Annotated in this window: 16 protein-coding genes; 9 read left to right on the forward strand and 7 right to left on the reverse strand. The window is 70.7% G+C overall.

Going from position 1 to position 18768, the window contains the following annotated elements; translation table 11 throughout:
- Positions 1-7: 7 nt before the first annotated feature.
- Positions 8-2107 carry a transketolase gene (gene tkt, locus H5411_RS08875; protein ID WP_183123520.1) on the reverse strand — a complete coding sequence of 700 codons (2100 nt, stop codon included), beginning with the start codon at positions 2105-2107 and terminating at the stop codon, positions 8-10.
- A gap of 439 nt (positions 2108-2546) precedes the next feature.
- Here tkt and H5411_RS08880 point away from each other — a divergent pair, with 439 nt between their 5' ends.
- The 3 genes from H5411_RS08880 (at position 2547) to H5411_RS08890 (ending at position 6391) form a co-directional block, all read left to right on the forward strand.
- Positions 2547-3527, forward strand: coding sequence for a heme o synthase (locus H5411_RS08880; protein WP_101438591.1), 981 nt, complete (start codon positions 2547-2549; stop codon positions 3525-3527).
- 98 nt (positions 3528-3625) lie between these two features.
- Positions 3626-5866 carry a HelD family protein gene (locus tag H5411_RS08885; RefSeq protein WP_183123521.1) on the forward strand — a complete coding sequence of 747 codons (2241 nt, stop codon included), beginning with the start codon at positions 3626-3628 and terminating at the stop codon, positions 5864-5866.
- Between the two features lie 9 nt (positions 5867-5875).
- A complete protein-coding gene (locus H5411_RS08890) occupies positions 5876-6391 on the forward strand; it encodes an FKBP-type peptidyl-prolyl cis-trans isomerase (RefSeq protein ID WP_101438593.1) in 516 nt (171 codons plus the stop codon).
- A gap of 1 nt (position 6392) precedes the next feature.
- Here H5411_RS08890 and H5411_RS08895 read toward each other — a convergent pair whose 3' ends face one another.
- The gene (locus H5411_RS08895) at positions 6393-7364 is read right to left on the reverse strand and encodes a quinone oxidoreductase family protein (protein WP_101438594.1); all 972 of its coding nucleotides are present in this window, start codon (positions 7362-7364) and stop codon (positions 6393-6395) included.
- A gap of 92 nt (positions 7365-7456) precedes the next feature.
- Between H5411_RS08895 and H5411_RS08900 the strand changes: the two genes are divergently transcribed.
- On the forward strand, positions 7457-7774 hold the full coding sequence (locus H5411_RS08900) for a hypothetical protein (protein ID WP_101438595.1): 318 nt from the start codon (positions 7457-7459) through the stop codon (positions 7772-7774).
- Positions 7771-8634 carry an ATP-grasp domain-containing protein gene (locus tag H5411_RS08905; protein ID WP_101438596.1) on the forward strand — a complete coding sequence of 288 codons (864 nt, stop codon included), beginning with the start codon at positions 7771-7773 and terminating at the stop codon, positions 8632-8634. The genes H5411_RS08900 and H5411_RS08905 overlap by 4 nt, the downstream gene beginning before the upstream one ends.
- A 64-nt stretch (positions 8635-8698) precedes the next feature.
- On the opposite strand, the gene H5411_RS08910 is transcribed toward H5411_RS08905, so the two are convergent.
- From H5411_RS08910 to mptB, 5 genes are all read right to left on the reverse strand, one after another.
- Complete coding sequence (locus H5411_RS08910; protein ID WP_101438597.1) at positions 8699-9634, reverse strand: acyl-CoA desaturase; 936 nt, start codon at positions 9632-9634, stop codon at positions 8699-8701.
- Between the two features lie 95 nt (positions 9635-9729).
- Positions 9730-10701 (reverse strand): COX15/CtaA family protein, encoded by a 972-nt coding sequence (locus H5411_RS08915; RefSeq protein ID WP_183123522.1) that lies wholly within the window; start codon positions 10699-10701, stop codon positions 9730-9732.
- Between the two features lie 148 nt (positions 10702-10849).
- Positions 10850-11638, reverse strand: a complete 789-nt coding sequence (locus H5411_RS08920; protein WP_183123523.1) for an ABC transporter permease — start codon at positions 11636-11638, stop codon at positions 10850-10852.
- Positions 11635-12561: an ABC transporter ATP-binding protein gene (locus H5411_RS08925; RefSeq protein ID WP_183123524.1), complete on the reverse strand. Its 927-nt coding sequence runs from the start codon at positions 12559-12561 to the stop codon at positions 11635-11637. Before H5411_RS08925 ends, H5411_RS08920 begins: the two co-directional genes overlap by 4 nt.
- 6 nt (positions 12562-12567) lie before the next feature.
- A complete protein-coding gene (mptB, locus tag H5411_RS08930; protein ID WP_183123566.1) occupies positions 12568-14193 on the reverse strand; it encodes a polyprenol phosphomannose-dependent alpha 1,6 mannosyltransferase MptB in 1626 nt (541 codons plus the stop codon).
- 250 nt (positions 14194-14443) lie between these two features.
- Here mptB and H5411_RS08935 point away from each other — a divergent pair, with 250 nt between their 5' ends.
- Genes H5411_RS08935 through sufC form a run of 4 tightly spaced genes read left to right on the forward strand, consistent with a single transcriptional unit; the run spans position 14444 to position 18740 of the window.
- A complete protein-coding gene (locus H5411_RS08935) occupies positions 14444-15295 on the forward strand; it encodes a helix-turn-helix transcriptional regulator (protein WP_208637463.1) in 852 nt (283 codons plus the stop codon).
- Positions 15292-16740: a Fe-S cluster assembly protein SufB gene (gene sufB / locus H5411_RS08940; RefSeq protein WP_101438600.1), complete on the forward strand. Its 1449-nt coding sequence runs from the start codon at positions 15292-15294 to the stop codon at positions 16738-16740. Before H5411_RS08935 ends, sufB begins: the two co-directional genes overlap by 4 nt.
- Complete coding sequence (sufD, locus tag H5411_RS08945; RefSeq protein WP_101438601.1) at positions 16741-17928, forward strand: Fe-S cluster assembly protein SufD; 1188 nt, start codon at positions 16741-16743, stop codon at positions 17926-17928.
- 41 nt (positions 17929-17969) lie between these two features.
- Positions 17970-18740 (forward strand): Fe-S cluster assembly ATPase SufC, encoded by a 771-nt coding sequence (gene sufC / locus H5411_RS08950; RefSeq protein ID WP_101438602.1) that lies wholly within the window; start codon positions 17970-17972, stop codon positions 18738-18740.
- Positions 18741-18768 lie beyond the last annotated feature (28 nt).

Here is an 18768-nt window from a genome sequence, read left to right on the forward strand (position 1 = left end):
CGGCATTTCAGTTTTTGGTGTTGGCGATCGAGCGACGCGCGGCGTCGACCACGGCCTCGGCGGTGAAACCGAACTCGCGGAACAGCGTGGCAGCATCGGCCGAAGCGCCGTAGTGCTCGATCGAAACGTTCACCCCGGCGTCACCGGTGAACCGCTGCCACGGCATCGCGATCCCGGCCTCGACCGAAACGCGGGCCTTGACCGTCGGCGGCAGCACCGCGTCCTTGTAGTCCTGCTCCTGCGCGTCGAACCACTCGACGCACGGCATCGACACGACGCTGGTCGGGATGCCGTCGGCCTCGAGGGTCTTGCGCGCCTCGACCGCAAGCTGGACCTCGGAACCGGTCGCGATCAGCACGACCTCCGGGCTGCCGTTGGACGCCTCGGCCAGCACGTAGCCGCCCTTCTTGACGCCCTCGGCGTTCGTGCCTTCCAGCACCGGCACGTTCTGCCGGGTCAGCGCGAAGCCGGACGGGTGGTGCACGTCCTCCAGCACGGCCTTCCACGCGTACGCGGTCTCGTTGGCGTCCGCCGGGCGGACGACGTTGAGGCCCGGGATGGCGCGCAGCGCGGCGATCTGCTCGATCGGCTGGTGGGTCGGGCCGTCCTCGCCGAGACCGATCGAGTCGTGCGTCCACACGTAGATGACCGGCGCCTTCATCAGCGCGGCGAGCCGGACCGGCGGGCGCATGTAGTCGGAGAAGGTGAGGAAGGTCGCGCCGTACGGGCGGGTCCCGCCGTGCAGCGCGATGCCGTTGAGGATCGAGCCCATCGCGTGCTCGCGGATGCCGAAGTGCAGCGTGCGGCCGTACGGGTTGGTCTTCCACATGTCGGTGCCGGCCTCGGCCGGGCCGAACGAGTCGGCGCCCTTCATGGTGGTGTTGTTGCTCTCCGCCAGGTCCGCGGAACCGCCCCACAGCTCGGGCAGCGGCTCGGCCAGCGCGTTCAGCACCTCGCCGGAGGCCTTGCGGGTGGCGATGCCCTTGGCGTCCGGCTCCCACGACGGCAGGTTGTCCGCGAAGCCCTCGGGCAGCGTGCGGGTCGACAGCCGGTCGGCCAGCTTCTTGCGCTCCGGGTTCGCCGCGGCCCACGCCTCGAAGCGCTCCTGCCACTCGGCGCGCTGCTTCTCGCCGCGCTCGATCGCCTGGCGGGTGTGCGCGAGCACCGCGTCCTCGACGTCGAAGTTCTTCTCCGGGTCGAAGCCCAGCGCCTTCTTGACGCCGGCGACCTCGTCCGCGCCCAGCGCCGCGCCGTGCGCCTTGCCGGTGTTCATCTTCGTCGGGGCCGGGTAGCCGATGATCGTGCGCAGCTGGATGAACGACGGACGCTGGGTCTCGGCCTGCGCCGCCTTGATGGCCGCCTCGATCGCGACGACGTCCTCGCCGCCCTCGACGGTCTGCACGTGCCAGCCGTAGGCCTCGTACCGCTTCGCGACGTCCTCGGACAGCGCGATGTTGGTGTCGTCCTCGATCGAGATCTTGTTGTCGTCGTAGAAGACGATCAGGTTGCCCAGCTGCTGGCGGCCCGCGATGGACGAGGCCTCGGAGGTGACGCCCTCTTCGATGTCGCCGTCGGAGGCGATCACGTAGATGTGGTGGTCGAAGATGCTCTCGCCGGCCGGGGCGTCCGGGTCGAGCAGGCCGCGCTCGCGCCGCGCCGCCATCGCCATGCCGACGCCGTTCGCGAGGCCCTGGCCCAGCGGGCCGGTCGTGGTCTCGACGCCCTTGGTGTGCCGGTACTCCGGGTGGCCCGGGGTCTTGGAACCCCAGCGGCGCAGCTGCTTGAGGTCCTCCAGCTCGAGGCCGAACCCGGCCAGGTACAGCTGGATGTAGAGGGTGAGGCTGGAGTGCCCGGCGGACAGGACGAACCGGTCGCGGGCGGGCCACTCCGGGTCGGCCGGGTCGTGCCGCATGGTGCGCTGGAACAGCGTGTACGCCAGCGGCGCTAGGCTCATCGCAGTGCCCGGGTGCCCGCTGCCGCAGTTTTCCACGGCGTCCGCGGCCAGCACGCGGGCGGTGTCCACGGCGCGGGTGTCGGTCTCGGTCCAGTCGGCCGGCAGGTTGCGCCGGAGCAAGGGGTTGGTCTCGCTGCTAGAGGTTTCGGACACTGAACTCGAACTCCTGCGTCGGTGAAGTGGTGGCTGTATTCCGTGCGTGCCGCTCGGGTGCCGCGCTGTGCGCCCTCAGTCATCTCAATCGATCCCGAAGGGACGATATTCCTGCTGACGGCGCTGTGCAGGCGGAGCGAGCGGCCCGACGCTGTCACCCTAGTGCGTACGCGTGCGCGCGAGCGCGGGCGACAGCCCCGCGGGTGAGGTGATCCTGCCCGCCTGTCGGTTTCCGGCTACCCGCCGCGGGCTTTCGCGACTCATCGCGGCCCGCGGCGGCGGACGTGACGGACGAGACACCGCCGGGCGTGTCCCGGACCCGCGGGCGTCGAGCCGGTCCGCCACGTCTAACATCGATCGCGGGCCAGGCACGGGAGATGTCACCGAGCACCACCTTTTCTTCCGGGCCGCCCGGCCCAGGACTGACTCAGGGAGAGAAATGTCGTTGGTGAACGCTGCGCACGGACGCAGTGAAGACACCAGCGCCGTACCCCCGGACGGCGGGCGACCGCGCGGGGCCCGGCGAAGCTTCCGCCAGGTGGCCGGCGCGTACGCCGCACTGGCGAAGCCGCGCGTGATCGAGCTTCTCCTCGTCACCACGATCCCCGCGATGTTCCTCGCCGGGCGCGAGGTGCCGAACCCGTGGCTGGTGGTCGCGACGCTGGTCGGCGGCACGATGGCCGCGGGCAGCGCGAACGCGCTCAACTGCGTGATCGACAGCGACATCGACAAGGTCATGAACCGCACCAAGCGGCGCCCGCTGGTGAAGGACGCGGTGCCGCGGCGCAACGCGCTGGTCTTCGGGCTCGTCCTGGGCATCGCCTCGTTCGCCGTCCTGTACTTCACGGTGAACCTGCTGGCGGCGGTCCTCGCGATCGCGACCATCCTGTTCTACATCTTCGTCTACACCCTCGGCCTCAAGCGGCGGACGTCGCAGAACGTGGTCTGGGGCGGCGCGGCCGGCTGCATGCCGGTGCTGATCGGCTGGGTCGCGGTCACCGGCACCGTGCAGTGGCCCGCGTTCGTGATGTTCGGCGTGATCTTCTTCTGGACCCCGCCGCACACCTGGGCGCTGGGCATGAAGTACCGCGACGACTACGAGCGCGCGGGCGTGCCGATGCTCCCGGTCGTCGCGACCGCCGAGCACGTGGCCCGGCAGATCGTCATCTACTCGTGGGTGATGGTCGCCTGGACGCTGTTGCTGCTCCCGGTCACCAGCTGGCTGTACGCGACCTTCGCGATCCTGGCCGGCGGCTGGTTCCTCTTCTACGCGCACCGGCTGCAGGCCGCCGTGCACCGCGGCGAGGAGACCAAGCCGATGGCGCTGTTCCACCGGTCGAACACGTACCTGATGATCGTGTTCGTCGCGCTGGCGGTCGACTCGGCGATCGGCTTGCCGGTCCTCGGCCTCCCGTTCTGAGCCGTACTGACCCGTTTCGGACCGGGCAGGAATGGCCCGGGATCCTCGCCGGTTGCACTCTTCCGGCCCCGATCCCGACCTGAAAGCAGGACCTTTCCTTGCCCGAGGAACCGGCCTACGAAGCCGAGCTGCGCCGAGAGCAGGCCTACACCGACGCCCTGTTCGCGAAGCTCGACGCCGAACGTGCCCAGACCCAGCGCCGGCTGGACGAGACCCTGCGCCAGACCGGCGGGACGCCGCAGGCGCGGACCGAACGCGAAGCCGCCACGGCTCTGCACAGCGACCGGCTCGCCCAGCTCGGCTCGGTCGAGCAGGGCTTGTGCTTCGGGCGGCTGGACTTCGTTCCCGGCACATCCGACGAGGAAACCGCGTACATCGGACGGCTCGGGCTGTTCGACGAGGACGACGACTACCGGCCGTTGCTGATCGACTGGCGCGCGCCGGTCGCGCGGCCGTTCTACCTGGCCACCGCCGCGTCGCCGGACGGCGTGCGCCGGCGACGGCATCTGCGGTCGCTGAGCCGTCGCGTCACCGGGTTCGACGACGAGATCCTCGATCTGACCGCCGCTGACCAGGGCCAGGACCTCGGGCTCGCCGGAGAGGCCGCGCTGCTGGCCGCGCTGGAGCGGCGGCGGACCGGCGAGATGGCCGACATCGTCGCCACCATCCAGGCCGAGCAGGACCGGATCATCCGCGCGCCGCTCGGCGGAGTCATGGTGGTGCAGGGCGCGCCGGGCACCGGGAAGACCGCGGTCGCCCTGCATCGCGCGGCGTATCTGCTGTACACGCACCGCCAGCAGCTGACCACGCGGGGCGTGCTCGTCGTCGGCCCGAACTCGACTTTCCTGCGCTACATCGGCCAGGTGCTGCCGTCGCTCGGCGAGACCGGCGTGCTGCTGTCGACCATCGGGCAGCTGTGGCCGGGCCTGGACGCCGACGGCGTCGACTCCCCGGAAGCGGCCGAGGTGAAGGGCCGGCTGGTGATGGCCGAGGTGCTCGCCAAGGCGGTCCGCGACCGGCAAGGTGTACCCGATCCGGTGATCGAGATCGAGCACGAACGCGAGATCCTCAAGCTGGACCGGAAGACCTGCACGCAGGCGCGCGCCCGGGCCCGTCGCTCGCGGCGGCCGCACAACCTCGCGCGGCGGCTGTTCGTGTCCGACGTCCTCGACGCGCTCACCCGGCAGGCCGCCCGCTCGCTGGGCGAGGACCTGCTGGACGCACAGGACGTCCAGGACATCCGCGCCGAGCTGGCGGCGAGCCCGTCGGTCGCGGCCGCGCTGAACTCGCTGTGGCCGAAACTCACGCCGGCGGGCCTGCTGGACGACCTGTTCGCCGAGCGCGAACACCTCGACCGGGCGGCGGGCGAGCTGCTGTCCGAAGAGGACCGGAAGCACCTGGAAAGCGGCCGCGACGCGAAGTGGACGCCCGCCGACGTGCCGCTGCTCGACGAACTGGCCGAACTGCTCGGCAGCGACGACTCCGAGGAGCAGGCCGAGCAGAAGCGCCAGGAACGCGTCGAGCGCGCCTATGCCGAGGGCGTGTTGGACATTCTCGAGCAGGACGAGGAAATCCAGGACGAGGAGATCCTGCGGGTGTCCGACGTGCTGGACGCCGAGTTGTTCGCCGAACGCCAGCAGGCGCGCAGCGAGCTGACCGCGGCGCAGCGGGCCGCGCAGGACCGGACCTGGACGTTCGGGCACGTGATCGTGGACGAGGCGCAGGAACTGTCCGCGATGGACTGGCGGTTGCTGATGCGCCGCACGCCGAACCGGTCGATGACGCTGGTCGGCGACGTCGCGCAGACCGGGGCCGCCGGGGGAGCGCGGACCTGGGACGAGGTGCTGTCGCCGTACGTCGCGGACCGCTGGCGGCTGGAGCAGCTCACGGTGAACTACCGGACCCCGGCGGAGATCATGGCGGTCGCGGCGGGCGTGCTCGCCGAACTCGACGTGGACCTGGCCGCACCGGTGTCGGTACGGGAGACCGGCGTGCCGCCGTGGGGCGTGAAGGTCGAATCGCTGGAAGAGGAACTGCCTTCGCTGGTGGACGCCGAACTGTCCGCTGTGGACGGTGGAACGGTGGCGGTGCTGGTGCCTGGCGGCCGCTGGGACGAAGTGCGGAAGCTGCTTCCGGAGGACGAGCGGCTGAGCGTGCTGACGGTCGACTGGGCGAAGGGGCTGGAGTTCGACGGGGTCGTGCTGGTGTCGCCGGACGAGATCGTGTCGGGGTCGGCGCGCGGGCTCAACGACCTGTACGTGGCGCTGACCCGGGCGACGCAACGGCTCGGCGTGGTGCGTACTGGTCCGCCGGTCCCGGCTCTCGGAGGCCTTGGCTAATCTTCCGGAATGCAGAAATTCGGCAGGACAGCCGTCCTCGGCGCGGTCGCGGCAGTCGCCGTGTTCGGCCTCACCGCCTGCGGCGGCGACAGCAGCGCGGCCCCGGCGACCCCGAACCGCGAATGCACCGCGGACGACATCAAGACCACCGGGAGCTTCGGCCAGGTCCCGACGATCACCATCCCGGACGGCTGCGCCCCGCCGAAGAAGCTGCTCACCAAGGATCTCTCGGCGGGCACCGGGAAGGCCGCGGCCGCCGGGTCGAAGCTGTCCATGAACTACCTGGTCGTCACCTGGTCGGACAAGAAGAAGCTGGACAGCTCGTTCGACCGCGGCGAGCCGTTCGGCCTCGACCTCGGCGCCGGCCAGGTGATCGAGGGCTGGGACCAGGGCCTCGTCGGCGTCAAACAGGGCGGGCGGCGGCTGATGATCATCCCGCCCGCCCTCGCCTACAAGGACGGCGGACGCGGCATCGCGCCCAACGAAACGCTGGTGTTCGTGACCGACGCCCTTTCGGTTTCCTGAGTCAGGGAATCAGCAGCAGCTTCCCGGTCGTCCGGCGTCCCTGCAGGTCCTCGTGGGCCTTGCGGGCGTCGGCGAGCGGGTAGCGGCCGCCGATGCGGACGTTCAGCGAACCGTCCCGCACCGCGGCGAACAGTTCGCCGGCGCGCCAGTCGAGTTCCTCGCGGGTGCGCAGGTAGTGGGCGAGCGTCGGGCGGGTCAGGAAGAGCGAACCGCCGGAGTTGAGCCGCTGCGGGTCGATCGGCGGCACCGGGCCGCTGGCCGCGCCGAACAGCGCCAGCGTGCCGCGGATCTTCAGGCTCGCGAGGCTGCCGTCGATGGTGCTCTTGCCCACGCCGTCGTACACCACGGCGACGCCTTCGCCGTTGGTCAGCTCGCGGGTCACGGCGGCGAAGTCCTCGCGGTCGTAGCGGATGACGTGGTCCGCGCCCGCGCCTCGGGCCAGCTCAGCCTTTTCGTCGGTGGACACGGTGCACAGGACTCGCGCGCCGCGCGCCTTCGCCAGCTGCACCAGCAGCAAACCCACGCCGCCGGCGGCCGCGTGGACGAGGATGTCGTCGCCCGCCTTGACCTCGTAGGTCGAACGCACCAGGTAGTGCGCGGTCATGCCCTGCAGCATCGTGGCCGCGGCGATCTCGTCCGACACGCCGTCCGGCACCTTCACCGTGGCGCTGGCCGGGACCACCGCGCGCTGGGCGTAGCTGCCGAGCACGCCCTGCCAGGTCACGCGGTCGCCGGGGGCGAATTCGGTGACGCCCTCGCCGGTCTCCACGACCGTCCCGGCGCCCTCGGAGCCGAGGACGAACGGCAGGTCGATCGGGTAGATGCCCTGGCGCTGGTAGGTGTCGATGTAGTTGACGCCCGCCGCGGCGAGCTCGACCAGCAGTTCGCCCGCGCCCGGCGGACCGGGCTCGATCTCGGCCAGTTCCAGCACTTCCGGGCCGCCGGTCCGGCTCACCTGCACTGCGGTCGGCATGCTTCCTCCTCGAGATGTGCGCGTCTGACGTCCACTATGGCCGAGAACACGGTCGGGCCGCGGGGGTGGGGGTCTCGGGTTAAGCTCCGGACGTGGCTGAGGAGACCGAAAACACGCCGACCGCGCCCACTGCCCGCCAGCTGGCGTCCGCTCGCGCCTTCGTGGCCAAGCACGGCAAACCGTCGCGCGCGGTGGTCGAAAACATCGGCATCGCCGGCGCGCGCGTCGTGCTCGTGGGCCCGGACGGGGCGATGGGCGACGTGCTGGTCGACGGGGTCGAGACCGGGACCGCGCTGGTCGAGCAGGTCGACGACCTCGAGGCCGCCGAGTGGGACAGCGAAACCGTGAAGACGGTGAAGATCGGCGCCGCGCACCGGCGCAAGATGGCCGGGCCGCGAGCCGGCCGGTGACCCGCTCGGCGATTTTCGTCGGCTGCGCCGCGCTGCCCGAGGGCGACGGCGACGAGGCCGCGGTGCTGCCCGCGCTCGCGGACCTCGGGTTCACGCTGAGCTGGGCGGCCTGGGATTCCGGTGCCGACTTCGCTTCCGCGGACGTCGTGGTGCTGCGCGCCGCCTGGGACTACCCGGAGCGTCGCGAGGAATTTCTCCGCTGGTGCGAAGACGTGCCGGGGCTGAGCAATTCGGCCGCGGTCGTGCGCTGGAACACCGACAAGGCGTATCTCGGCGAACTGCTCGACGCGGGCGTGCCGACGGTGCCGGTCGAGATCGTGCCGCCGGGGGAGAAGCCGCGCTGGCCGAAGAAGCCGTTCGTGGTGAAGCCTTCGGTGGGCGCGGGAGGCCGCGGGGCCGCCCGGTTCGAGGCCGCCGGTGCCGAGGCGGAGAAGCATCTCCGCGCGTTGCACGACGAGGGGCGCACCGCGCTCGTGCAGCCGTATCAGTCCAGTGTGGACACTCAGGGCGAGATCGCCGTGGTGTACTTCGGCGGCGTTTATTCGCATGCCTTCACGAAATTCGCGCCGCTGGAGTCCGAAGTGGACGCTTCCGGGCTGTACCGGGAAGAGCGGCTCGCGGCCGCGGTTCCGGCCCCGGAGGTGCGCGCGGCGGCGGAGGACGCGCTGGACGCCGCGTGCGGGCTGCTGGGGATTTTGCGGGCGGAACTCCTGTACGCGCGGGTCGATCTGGTCCGTGGCGACGACGGTCGTCCGCTGGTCCTGGAGCTGGAATTGACTGAGCCGTCGCTGGGGTTCCGGCACGCGGACGCGGGTGCGCCGTTGCGGTTCGCGTCGGCGGTCCGGCAGCAGCTGGCCTAGCTTAAAGGTCCGTGAAGGGCTCCTTGAGGGAATCAGATTCCCTCAAGGAGCCCTTCACGGACAGTCAGCCGGGCTGCTGGACGCGTTTGGCGGCGAGGCGTTCCGCTCGCGGCCAGCGGACGTCGGTCGCCCAGCCGAGGCGTTCGAACGCCCAGATCACCCGCGCTGACACGTCCACCTGACCGCGCAGCACGCCGTGCCGGGCGCAGGTCGGGTCGGCGTGGTGGGAGTTGTGCCACGACTCGCCCATGGACAGCAGCGCCAGCGGCCAGAAGTTCGCCGCGCGGTCGCGGCTGGCGAACGGGCGGTCGCCGATCAGGTGGCACACCGAGTTCACCGACCAGGTCACGTGGTGCAGGAAGGCGATCCGCACCAGCCCGGCCCAGAAAAACGCCGTCAGCGCGCCCTGCCAGGTGCCGCTGAACGCCCAGCCGAGCGCGGCGGGCAGGCCGAGGCTGAGGGTGATCCAGAGCCAGAAGAACCGGTTCACCACGCGCAGGTCGCGGTCGCCGACGAGGTCCGGGGCGAACCGGTCGGCGTTGGTGACCTCGCGCTGGAACATCCAGCCCATGTGCGCGTGCCAGAACCCGCGCAGCAGCGCCGCGGGCGAGGTGCCGAACAGCCACGGCGAATGCGGATCGCCCTCCCGGTCGGAGAACGCGTGGTGCCGGCGGTGGCTCGCGACCCAGAAGATCACCGAACCCTGCACGGCCATGCTGCCCGCGATCGCGAGCGCGATCCGCAGCGGGCGGCCCGCTTTGAACGCGCCGTGCGTGAAATAGCGGTGGTACCCGACGGTCACGCCGAGGGTGGCGAGCACGTAGAAGACGGTCGCGAGGATCAGGTCGGTCCAGCCGATGCCCCATCCCCACAGCAGCGGCACGGCGGCGATCAGCGCGGCGAACGGCACGAGCAGGAACGTCTTGAGCACGAGCATCTCGGCGGTCCCGCGCCGGCCGGAGAGAAGAGGTTTTCCGGGGCGGGCAGGGGCGGTCGGCATGGCGGCACCTCGGGCTTTTCGGAAAGCCGGACGGCGACGACGGTAAGCCGCGGACCTGTCCGCCGGGCCGACGCGCAGTTACGCCCGGATGACCGTCAGTTCGCGGTGGCGAGTTCCCGCTTCTCCGCGGGCTCCAGCGAGGTGACCGGTCCGCGGTCGCGGGTGCCGGTCCACAGCAACGCGGTCGCGACGATCACGAGGGCCGAGCCGAGCACGTGGAAGGACACCATCGCCTCCGGCACGCCCAGCGCGTACTGCACGGTACCGAGAACGCCCTGCAGCAGCGCGACAATCCACACCCACGCGTACCGCTGCCACACGCGCTTCGGCGCGCCGACGCGCATCAGCGTGAGCCCGAAGACGCCCAGCACGAGCAGGTACGCGACCAGCAGGCCGCTGTGGATCCGGGCCAGCTGCTCGATCGGGGCGTCGAGCCGGTGCGTGTTGACGTCGCCGCCGTGCGGGCCCGCTCCGGTGACCGTCGTGCCCGCGATGAGGACGGCCCACATCAGCACCGTCAGCAGCACCAGCATCTGCCGTCCCAGTTTCGGGACCAGCGGGCGCGCGGGTTCGTCTCCTTCGCGGAACGCCTTCAGCAGCAGGACCGCCAGCCACACGAGCGGCGTGGAGGCGAGGAAGTGGATCGCGACCGTCCACCATTCCAGTTTCGCCAGCACGGTCATCCCGCCGATGACCGCCTGCAGCACGACGCCGCCGGGCATCGTCCAGGCGAGCTTCACCAGCCGCTTGCGCTCCGGGTGGTCGATCTGGATCCGCCACGCGGTGAGCACGGCGAGTGCGGCCACGACGATCACGACGCCGGTCAGCATCCGGTTCGAGAACTCGATCCACTGGGTGACCGCGTCGATGCCGGGATGGCGCACCGGCACCAGGCTGCCCGCGACGCACTGCGGCCAGGTCGGGCATCCCAGCCCGGACCCGGTCACGCGCACCACGGAACCGGTGACGCCGATGCCTGCCTGCGCGACCACCGCGGCGATCCCGACCGCGCGCTGGACCCCGGCGGACGGATACGGCAGGCGGGCGATCAAACTGCGAAGGGACACGCGGAAAGAATACTCGCGCGCGTTTTCCCGCCTTCACGCGGCGGTATTGTTCCGCCGAGATTTGCCAGCGTGCGCAAGGAATCGGGTGCGGTGGCGGTCACATTAGCCGCCTGATTTCCGCGGTGATCCAGAAAAAAGGATGTGGGATTCAGGTAAGTTTCGTGGTCCGCGTCGCCAGTGCTCCGGCCGCCACGGCCCATACCACCAGCACCACCGCGGGCCCGACCGGGAACTGGCCGTCCACCAGCGCCGCGCGCATGCCTTCCGCCAGCGCGCCCGACGGCAGCAGCGACACCACCAGCCCGACCCCGGACGGCAACGCCGACGGAGCCAGCAGGATGCCGCCGGCCAGCAGCAGCACGAACCACACGATGTTCGCCAACGCGAGCACCGCTTCCGCACGCAACGCGCCGCCCAGCAGCACGCCCAGCGCGCCGAACGCCAGCGTCCCCAGCACCAGCAGCACCACCGCGGAGCCGATCCCGGCGGCCGACGGAGACCAGCCCAGGAAAGCTGCCACCACGCCGAGCACCACCGACTGGAGCAGCACCACGACCAGCGCCGCCACGAGCCGTCCGGCCACGAGCAGCCAGCGCGGCAGTGCCGTCGCGGAAAGCCGCTTCAGCACGCCGTACCGCCGGTCGAAGCCGAGCGCGATCGCCTGGCCGGTGAACGCCGACGACATCACCGCCAGCGCGAGGATCCTCGGCGTCATCCAGTCCACTTTGGACGCCGAGCCGAGCTGGCTCGCGGGCAGGATGTCCAGCAGGCTCAGGCCGATCAGCAGCGCGAGCGGGATGATCAGGGTGAGCAGCAGCTGCTCGCCGTGCCGCAGGGTCAGCGCGGCCTCGACGCGCGCGTGCGTGCGCAGCATCTTGCCGAGCGAACCGCGGCCGGGTGCGGGGGCGAAAGTGCCCGCGGGGAACGGAGAACTCATGCGCGCAGCTCCCGTCCGGTGAGTTCGAGGAACACTTCTTCGAGGGTCCGCCGTCCGACTTGCAGTTGTTCGGGCAGTACGCCCTGTTGCGCGCACCAGGCGGTGACGGCGGAGACCACCTGCGGGTCGACCGCGCCCTCCACCAGGTACGAACCGGGCGCGGTTTCGCTGACCCGGTACCCCTCCGGCAGCGCGGCTTCGAGCAGCGTCGTGTCGAGCTTCCGGCGGGCGCGGAACCGCAGCTGCGCCGCCTCGCCCGCCTCGAGCGTCAGCGAATGCGGCGTGCCTTCGACGACGACCTTGCCGTGGTCGACGATCACCACCTGGTCGGCCAGCGTTTCCGCCTCCTCCATCAGGTGGGTGGTGAGCAGCACGCTCACGCCGTCCGCGCGCAGGGCCGCGAGCAGGTCCCAGACCAGCCGCCGCGCCTGCGGGTCCATGCCGGCGGTCGGCTCGTCCAGGAACACCAGCTCCGGGCGGCCGACCAGCGCGCACGCCAGGGACAGCCGCTGCTGCTGCCCGCCGGAGAGCCGTTTGAACGGCGTCCGCTTCGCGCCGCCCAGCCCGAGCACTTCGAGCAGCCACGCCGGATCGTGCGGATTCGCCGCGCAGGACGCCACCAGCCGCAGCATTTCCTCCGCGCGCACGCCCGGGTACGCGCCGCCGCCCTGCGGCATGATGCCGACGCGGGGGCGGAGCTGAGAGCTGTCCGCGACGGGGTCGAGCCCGAGCACGCGCACCTGGCCCGCGTCAGGTCTGCGGAAACCCTCGCAAATCTCGACAGTGGTCGTTTTTCCGGCGCCGTTCGGCCCGAGCAGGGCCAGCAGGGAACCACGCTCCATGCGCAGGTCGATGCCGTCGACCGCGGTGGTGGAGCCGTAGCTTTTCGCCAAGCCGGAGATCTCGACGGCGGGGTTGTCCACAACGAATCACGATACGACGTCAGCGGGCGCGCGCGGTGCTGGGGACGCCGGAGGTGTCCTGGACAACAGCAGCGGCGAAAGCCGGTACACGATCGCGAGGCCGCCGAGGGTCACCAGAGCGGCCGCGCCGTAGGCCCACGGCAGGACGTAGGAGCGGCCGTCGAAGGTGCCGCCGGTGGGCGGCAGCAGGAACGGCAGCGCGGCGCTGACGACCGTGGCGACCACCCGGAACCGCGACGTCCCGGCCGCCGCGGCGAGCGGGATCACCGCCCACAGCAGGTACCAGGGCTGGAGGTTGATCTGCAGGATCATCGCCGCGCCCAGCGAGACGCCGAGGCCGATGATCGGCCGGTACCGCCATTTGAAGCTGGCCCACAGGAATTTGATCGTGACGGCCGCGGTGATCACGTTGCCGAGCGTGCCGAGGATCGGCACCAGCGCGTCGGTGTGGTTGCCCAGCCCGAGCGTGATGCCGAGGACGCCGCTGAGGTTGGCGATCTCCGCGGTGGGGGAGATGAACGACCGCACCAGCCCCGGCGTGCTCGCCGTCGCGCCGATCCAGCCGAAGCCCAGTCCGGTGCCGACGCAGATCGCGGTCAGCACCACGCCGAACAGCAGCGCCATCGGCGCGCCCGCCCACACGAGGTCTTTCAGCCGTCCGTGCCACCTGCGCGCGACCATCACCGAAAGGAACGGCAACGCCAGCACGGCCGGGATTTTGACCGTGGCGCCGACGGTGATGATGACGACGCCGAGCGCGATGAAAAGCAATTCGCCCTTCGCGAGCGGCGGCGGACTGTCGCCCTTGACCCGCACCGGCAGCCGCCGGATGCCGATCTCCAGCCCGGCCACCATGAGCCCGATGGCCAGCGAATCGTTGTGCGCGCCCGCGACGAAATGGAAGATCAGCAACGGATTCGCCGCGCCGAGCCACAGCGCGGTGGCCGGCTGCACGCCGAACCGCCGGGCGAGCCGCGGCACCGCCCACACGATCAGCAGCACGCCCACCATCGCGAGACCGCGCTGCAGCAGCACGCCGGCGACGATGTTGTTGCCGCCGACCGGGGCCAGCCAGCCGCCGAGCCGCAGCAGCAGCGGTCCGTACGGGGCGGGCGTCTCGCGCCAGATGTTGGTGACGCCCGCGGTGAGCGGGTCCGCGACGCCGAGCGCCTGCGCCGGGCCCAGCTGGTAGGGGTCCATGCCGCGGTGGACGATCTCGCTCTGCGCGAGATAGCTGTAGACGTCGCGGGAGAACAGCGGCGGGATCAGCAGCAGCGGCGCGACCCACATCGCGACGGTGCGGGCGAGCTGGCCGCTGGTGGCCAGCCGCGCGCTCGCCGGACGGGCGAACCGGGCGAGCATGAGCCAGCTCAGCACCAGGATGCCCATCCCGGAAAACGCGATCGCGAGCGACACCGTCGGGATCCGGATGAACAGCCGCAGCACCGGCAGGTCCTGCACCGGGTTGATCACCGGCGCGGCCCCGGCCCCGAGGGACCCGAGCGCGAGGAACAGCGAGCCGACCGTGCCGAAGCGGCGGACCACGTCGAGGCCGCGGGTCTCGGCGGCGTTCAGCGGATCGGTGCGGCGCGGGCCGACGGGAGACGGAGCGGTCGCGGGCAGCGCGGTCACGGTGTCGCCGGATGTGCCGGATACGTCCGGTTCCGGTGCCCGTTGATCCGGGTGTTCGCCGACTGCCACGCCCGGAAGCGTATCGAGGGCGGGTTCGCAGTCCGTGAAGGGCTCCTTGAGGGAATTAGATTCCCTCAAGGAGCCCTTCACGGACCTCCGGGCGCGGGCGCGCTCCGGTTTCCGCGTGAGTCGGGTCACTGCGCAACACCCCGCCTTTGCCCGGCGGCCGGAAATAAGACACACTTGTGTTGTGAAAAAGAACGGGACCATCGGCGAGGGGCGCGGCGACCAGCCGCGCACCGCGGCCGTCGGCGTTCCCGTGCAGGTCAGCGCCGTGAACGTGGCCGAGGGACGCACCCGGCACGAGGTCGCCCGGCTGCTGCTGGAGCAGGGCCCGATGACCGCCGCGGTGGTCGCCGAGCAGCTCGGCATCAGCCCGACGGCCATCCGGCGGCACCTCGACGCGCTGCAGGCCGACGGCGAGGCCGAGACCCGCGACGCCCCGCGCAGGGGCCCGCGCGGACGCGGCCGCCCGGCCAAGCTTTTCCTGCTCACCGAGGCGGGCCGGGCCCGGTTCGGGCACGCCTACGACGACCTCGCGGTGTCGGCCATCCGCTTCCTCGCCGAGCACGCCGGCCCGGACGCGGTGCGCGCGTTCGCCGAGCGCCGGGTCGAAGGACTCGTCGGCCCGCACCGCCAGGCGATCACCGGATCGGATGATCCGGTGGAGCGCGCCGAGGCCCTCGCCACCGCGCTGAGCAGGGAGGGCTACGCTGCCTCGACCCGCCAGATCGGCGCGGGAGCCCCGGCCGCGAACGTCGGCGCGCAGCTGTGCCAGCACCACTGCCCGGTCGCGCACGTCGCCGCGGAATTCCCGCAGCTGTGCGAGGCCGAGACGGAAGCGTTCGCGAAGCTGCTGGGCACCCACGTCCAGCGGCTGGCGACCATCGCGCGCGGAGACAACGCGTGCACCACACACGTACCCGCCGGACCGGCGGGTATCCCGGCCCATCCCGAGCCGGACCGCACGACGCCCGGAGAAGCGGCCCCGCCGCCGGAAGGGCACGCACCACGGATCCCGAATGGAGGGAAACCCGCATGACTGCCGCTGCCGAGCAGCGCACTCCCACCACCGAGCCGTTGAGCCAGGAAGAGACCATCGCGTCCCTGGGCAAATACGCCTTCGGCTGGGCGGACTCCGACGAGGCTGGCTCCAGCGCCCGCCGCGGTCTGAACGAGGATGTCGTCCTCGACATCTCCGCGAAGAAGTCCGAGCCCGAGTGGATGCGCGACGCCCGATTGAAGGCGCTCAAGCTGTTCGACCTCAAGCCGATGCCGAACTGGGGCGCCGACCTCTCGGGGATCGACTTCGACAACATCAAGTACTTCGTGCGGTCCACCGAGAAGCAGGCGGCCAGCTGGGACGACCTGCCCGAGGACATCAAGAAGACCTACGACAAGCTGGGCATTCCCGAGGCGGAGAAGCAGCGCCTCGTGGCCGGCGTCGCCGCGCAGTACGAGTCCGAGGTCGTCTACCACCAGATCCGCGAGGACCTGGAGGAGCAGGGCGTCCTCTTCCTGGACACCGACACCGCGCTCAAGGAGCACCCGGAGATCTTCCAGGAGTACTTCGGCTCCGTGATCCCGGCCGGCGACAACAAGTTCTCCGCGCTGAACACGGCGGTGTGGTCTGGCGGCTCGTTCATCTACGTGCCGAAGGGCGTGCACGTCGAGATCCCGCTGCAGGCCTACTTCCGGATCAACACCGAGAACATGGGCCAGTTCGAGCGGACGCTGATCATCGTCGACGAGGACGCCTACGTCCACTACGTCGAGGGCTGCACCGCGCCGATCTACCAGTCGGACTCGCTGCACTCCGCGGTCGTCGAGATCATCGTGAAGAAGGGCGCCCGCTGCCGCTACACGACGATCCAGAACTGGTCGAACAACGTCTACAACCTGGTCACCAAGCGCGCCAAGTGCGAAGAGGGCGCGACCATGGAGTGGGTCGACGGCAACATCGGCTCCAAGGTGACGATGAAGTACCCGTCGGTCTTCCTGATGGGCGAGCACGCCAAGGGCGAGGTCCTCTCGGTCGCGTTCGCGGGCGAGGGCCAGCACCAGGACGCCGGGGCGAAGATGGAGCACCTCGCGCCGCACACGTCCTCGACCATCGTGTCGAAGTCGGTCGCGCGCGGCGGCGGCCGCACGTCCTACCGCGGCCTGGTCAAGGTCGCCAAGCGGGCGCACCACTCGCGCTCCAGCGTGGTCTGCGACGCCCTGCTGGTGGACACCATCTCGCGGTCGGACACGTACCCGTACGTGGACATCCGCAACGACGAGGTGTCCATGGGCCACGAGGCCACGGTGTCCAAGGTCAGCGAAGAGCAGCTGTTCTACCTGATGTCCCGCGGCCTGGCCGAGGACGAGGCCATGGCGATGATCGTGCGCGGGTTCGTCGAGCCCATCGCGCGCGAGCTGCCGATGGAGTACGCGCTCGAGCTGAACCGCCTGATCGAGCTGCAGATGGAAGGGTCCGTCGGCTAAATGGAGTCAACACAGTCCGTGGCCTCGGAGAACAACGTTTCCGAGGCGCTCCGCGAGGGGGCCGTCATCCCGGCGGCCTCCCGCGCGGAGCGGTTCACCTCCTACGACGTCGAGGCCTTCGAGGTCCCCGGCGGCCGGGAGGAAAACTGGCGCTTCACCCCGATGAAGCGCCTGCGCGGCCTGCACGACGGGTCCGCCGTCGCCTCCGGCGAGATCACGCTGGAGACCGAGGCCGCGCCGGAGCTGAAGATCGAGACCGTCGGCCGCGACGACGCGCGCCTCGGCGAGGCGGGCGTGCCGAGCGACCGCATCGCGGCGCAGGCGTACTCGTCGTTCGCCAAGGCCACGATCGTCACGGTGCCGAAGGAGACCGAGACGTCGAAGCCGTCGGTGCTGCGCGTGCACGGCCCCGGCGAGGGCAAGGTCGCCTACGGCCACCTGCAGGTGCGCGCCGAGGCGTTCGCCAACGCGGTGATCGTGCTCGACCACGTCGGCTCCGGCACCTACGCGGACAACGTCGAGTTCGTCATCGGCGACTCGGCCAAGATCACCGTCGTCAGCGTCCAGGACTGGGCCGACGACGCGGTGCACGTGTCCGAGCAGCACCTGCGGCTGGGCCGCGACGCGACGCTCAAGCACACCGTGGTCACCCTCGGCGGCGACCTGGTGCGCGTGTCGCCCACGGCGACCTTCGCCGACCGCGGCGGCGACGTCGAGATGCTCGGCCTGTACTTCGCCGACGCCGGCCAGCACCAGGAACACCGGCTGTTCGTGGACCACGCGGTGCCGAACTGCAAGTCCAACGTGATGTACAAGGGCGCCCTGCAGGGCGACGGCGCGCACACGGTGTGGATCGGCGACGTGCTGATCCGGGCGGCCGCCGAGGCCACCGACACCTACGAGCTGAACCGCAACCTCGTGCTGACCCCCGGGGCGCGCGCCGACTCGGTGCCGAACCTCGAGATCGAGACCGGCGAGATCGAGGGCGCCGGCCACGCGAGCGCCACGGGAAGGTTTGACGACGAGCAGTTGTTCTACCTCCAGTCGCGCGGGATCGGCGAGGAGGCCGCGCGGCGGCTGGTCGTGCGCGGGTTCTTCCACGAGATCCTGGCCCGCATCGGCGTGCCCGAGGTGCGCGAGCGCCTCGAAGCCGCGATCGAGGCCGAGCTCGAAGCCGTGGGCGCCTGAGCCCGTCGTCCGTCCACTTCAGACTCTTTAGGAAAAGCAGAATGGCTACCCTGGAAATCAAGGACCTGCACGCTTCGGTGACCACCGAAGACGGAGCCAAGGAGATCCTCAAGGGCGTCAACCTGACCATCCGGTCGGGCGAGACGCACGCGATCATGGGCCCGAACGGCTCCGGCAAGTCCACCCTGTCCTACGCGATCGCCGGGCACCCGAAGTACACGGTGACCTCCGGCGAGGTGCTGCTGGACGGCGAGAACGTGCTCGAGATGAGCGTCGACGAGCGCGCCCGCGCCGGCCTCTTCCTCGCCATGCAGTACCCGGTCGAGGTCCCCGGCGTCTCGATGTCGAACTTCCTGCGCACCGCGGCCACCGCGGTCCGGGGCGAGGCTCCCAAGCTGCGCCACTGGGTCAAGGAGGTCAAGGAGGAGATGGGCAAGCTCGGCATCTCCCAGGAATTCGCCGAGCGCTCGGTGAACGAGGGCTTCTCCGGCGGCGAGAAGAAGCGCCACGAGATCCTGCAGCTGGCGCTGCTCAAGCCGAAGTTCGCCATCCTCGACGAGACCGACTCCGGCCTGGACGTCGACGCGCTGCGCGTCGTGTCCGAGGGCGTCAACGAATACAAGGCGGGCAACGAGGTCGGCGTCATGCTGATCACGCACTACACCCGCATCCTGCGGCACATCACCCCGGACTTCGTGCACGTCTTCGCCGACGGCCGCATCGTCGAGTCCGGCGGCCGCGAGCTGGCCGACGAGCTGGAGGAGAACGGCTACGTCAAGTACGCCGGCTCTCCCGAGCCCGCCAAGGCCTGACCGTTTTCCGCGCCCCGTTCCCGACGAC

Source organism: Amycolatopsis echigonensis (genome assembly GCF_014174495.1).
Taxonomy (GTDB): Bacteria; Actinomycetota; Actinomycetes; order Mycobacteriales; family Pseudonocardiaceae; genus Amycolatopsis; species Amycolatopsis echigonensis.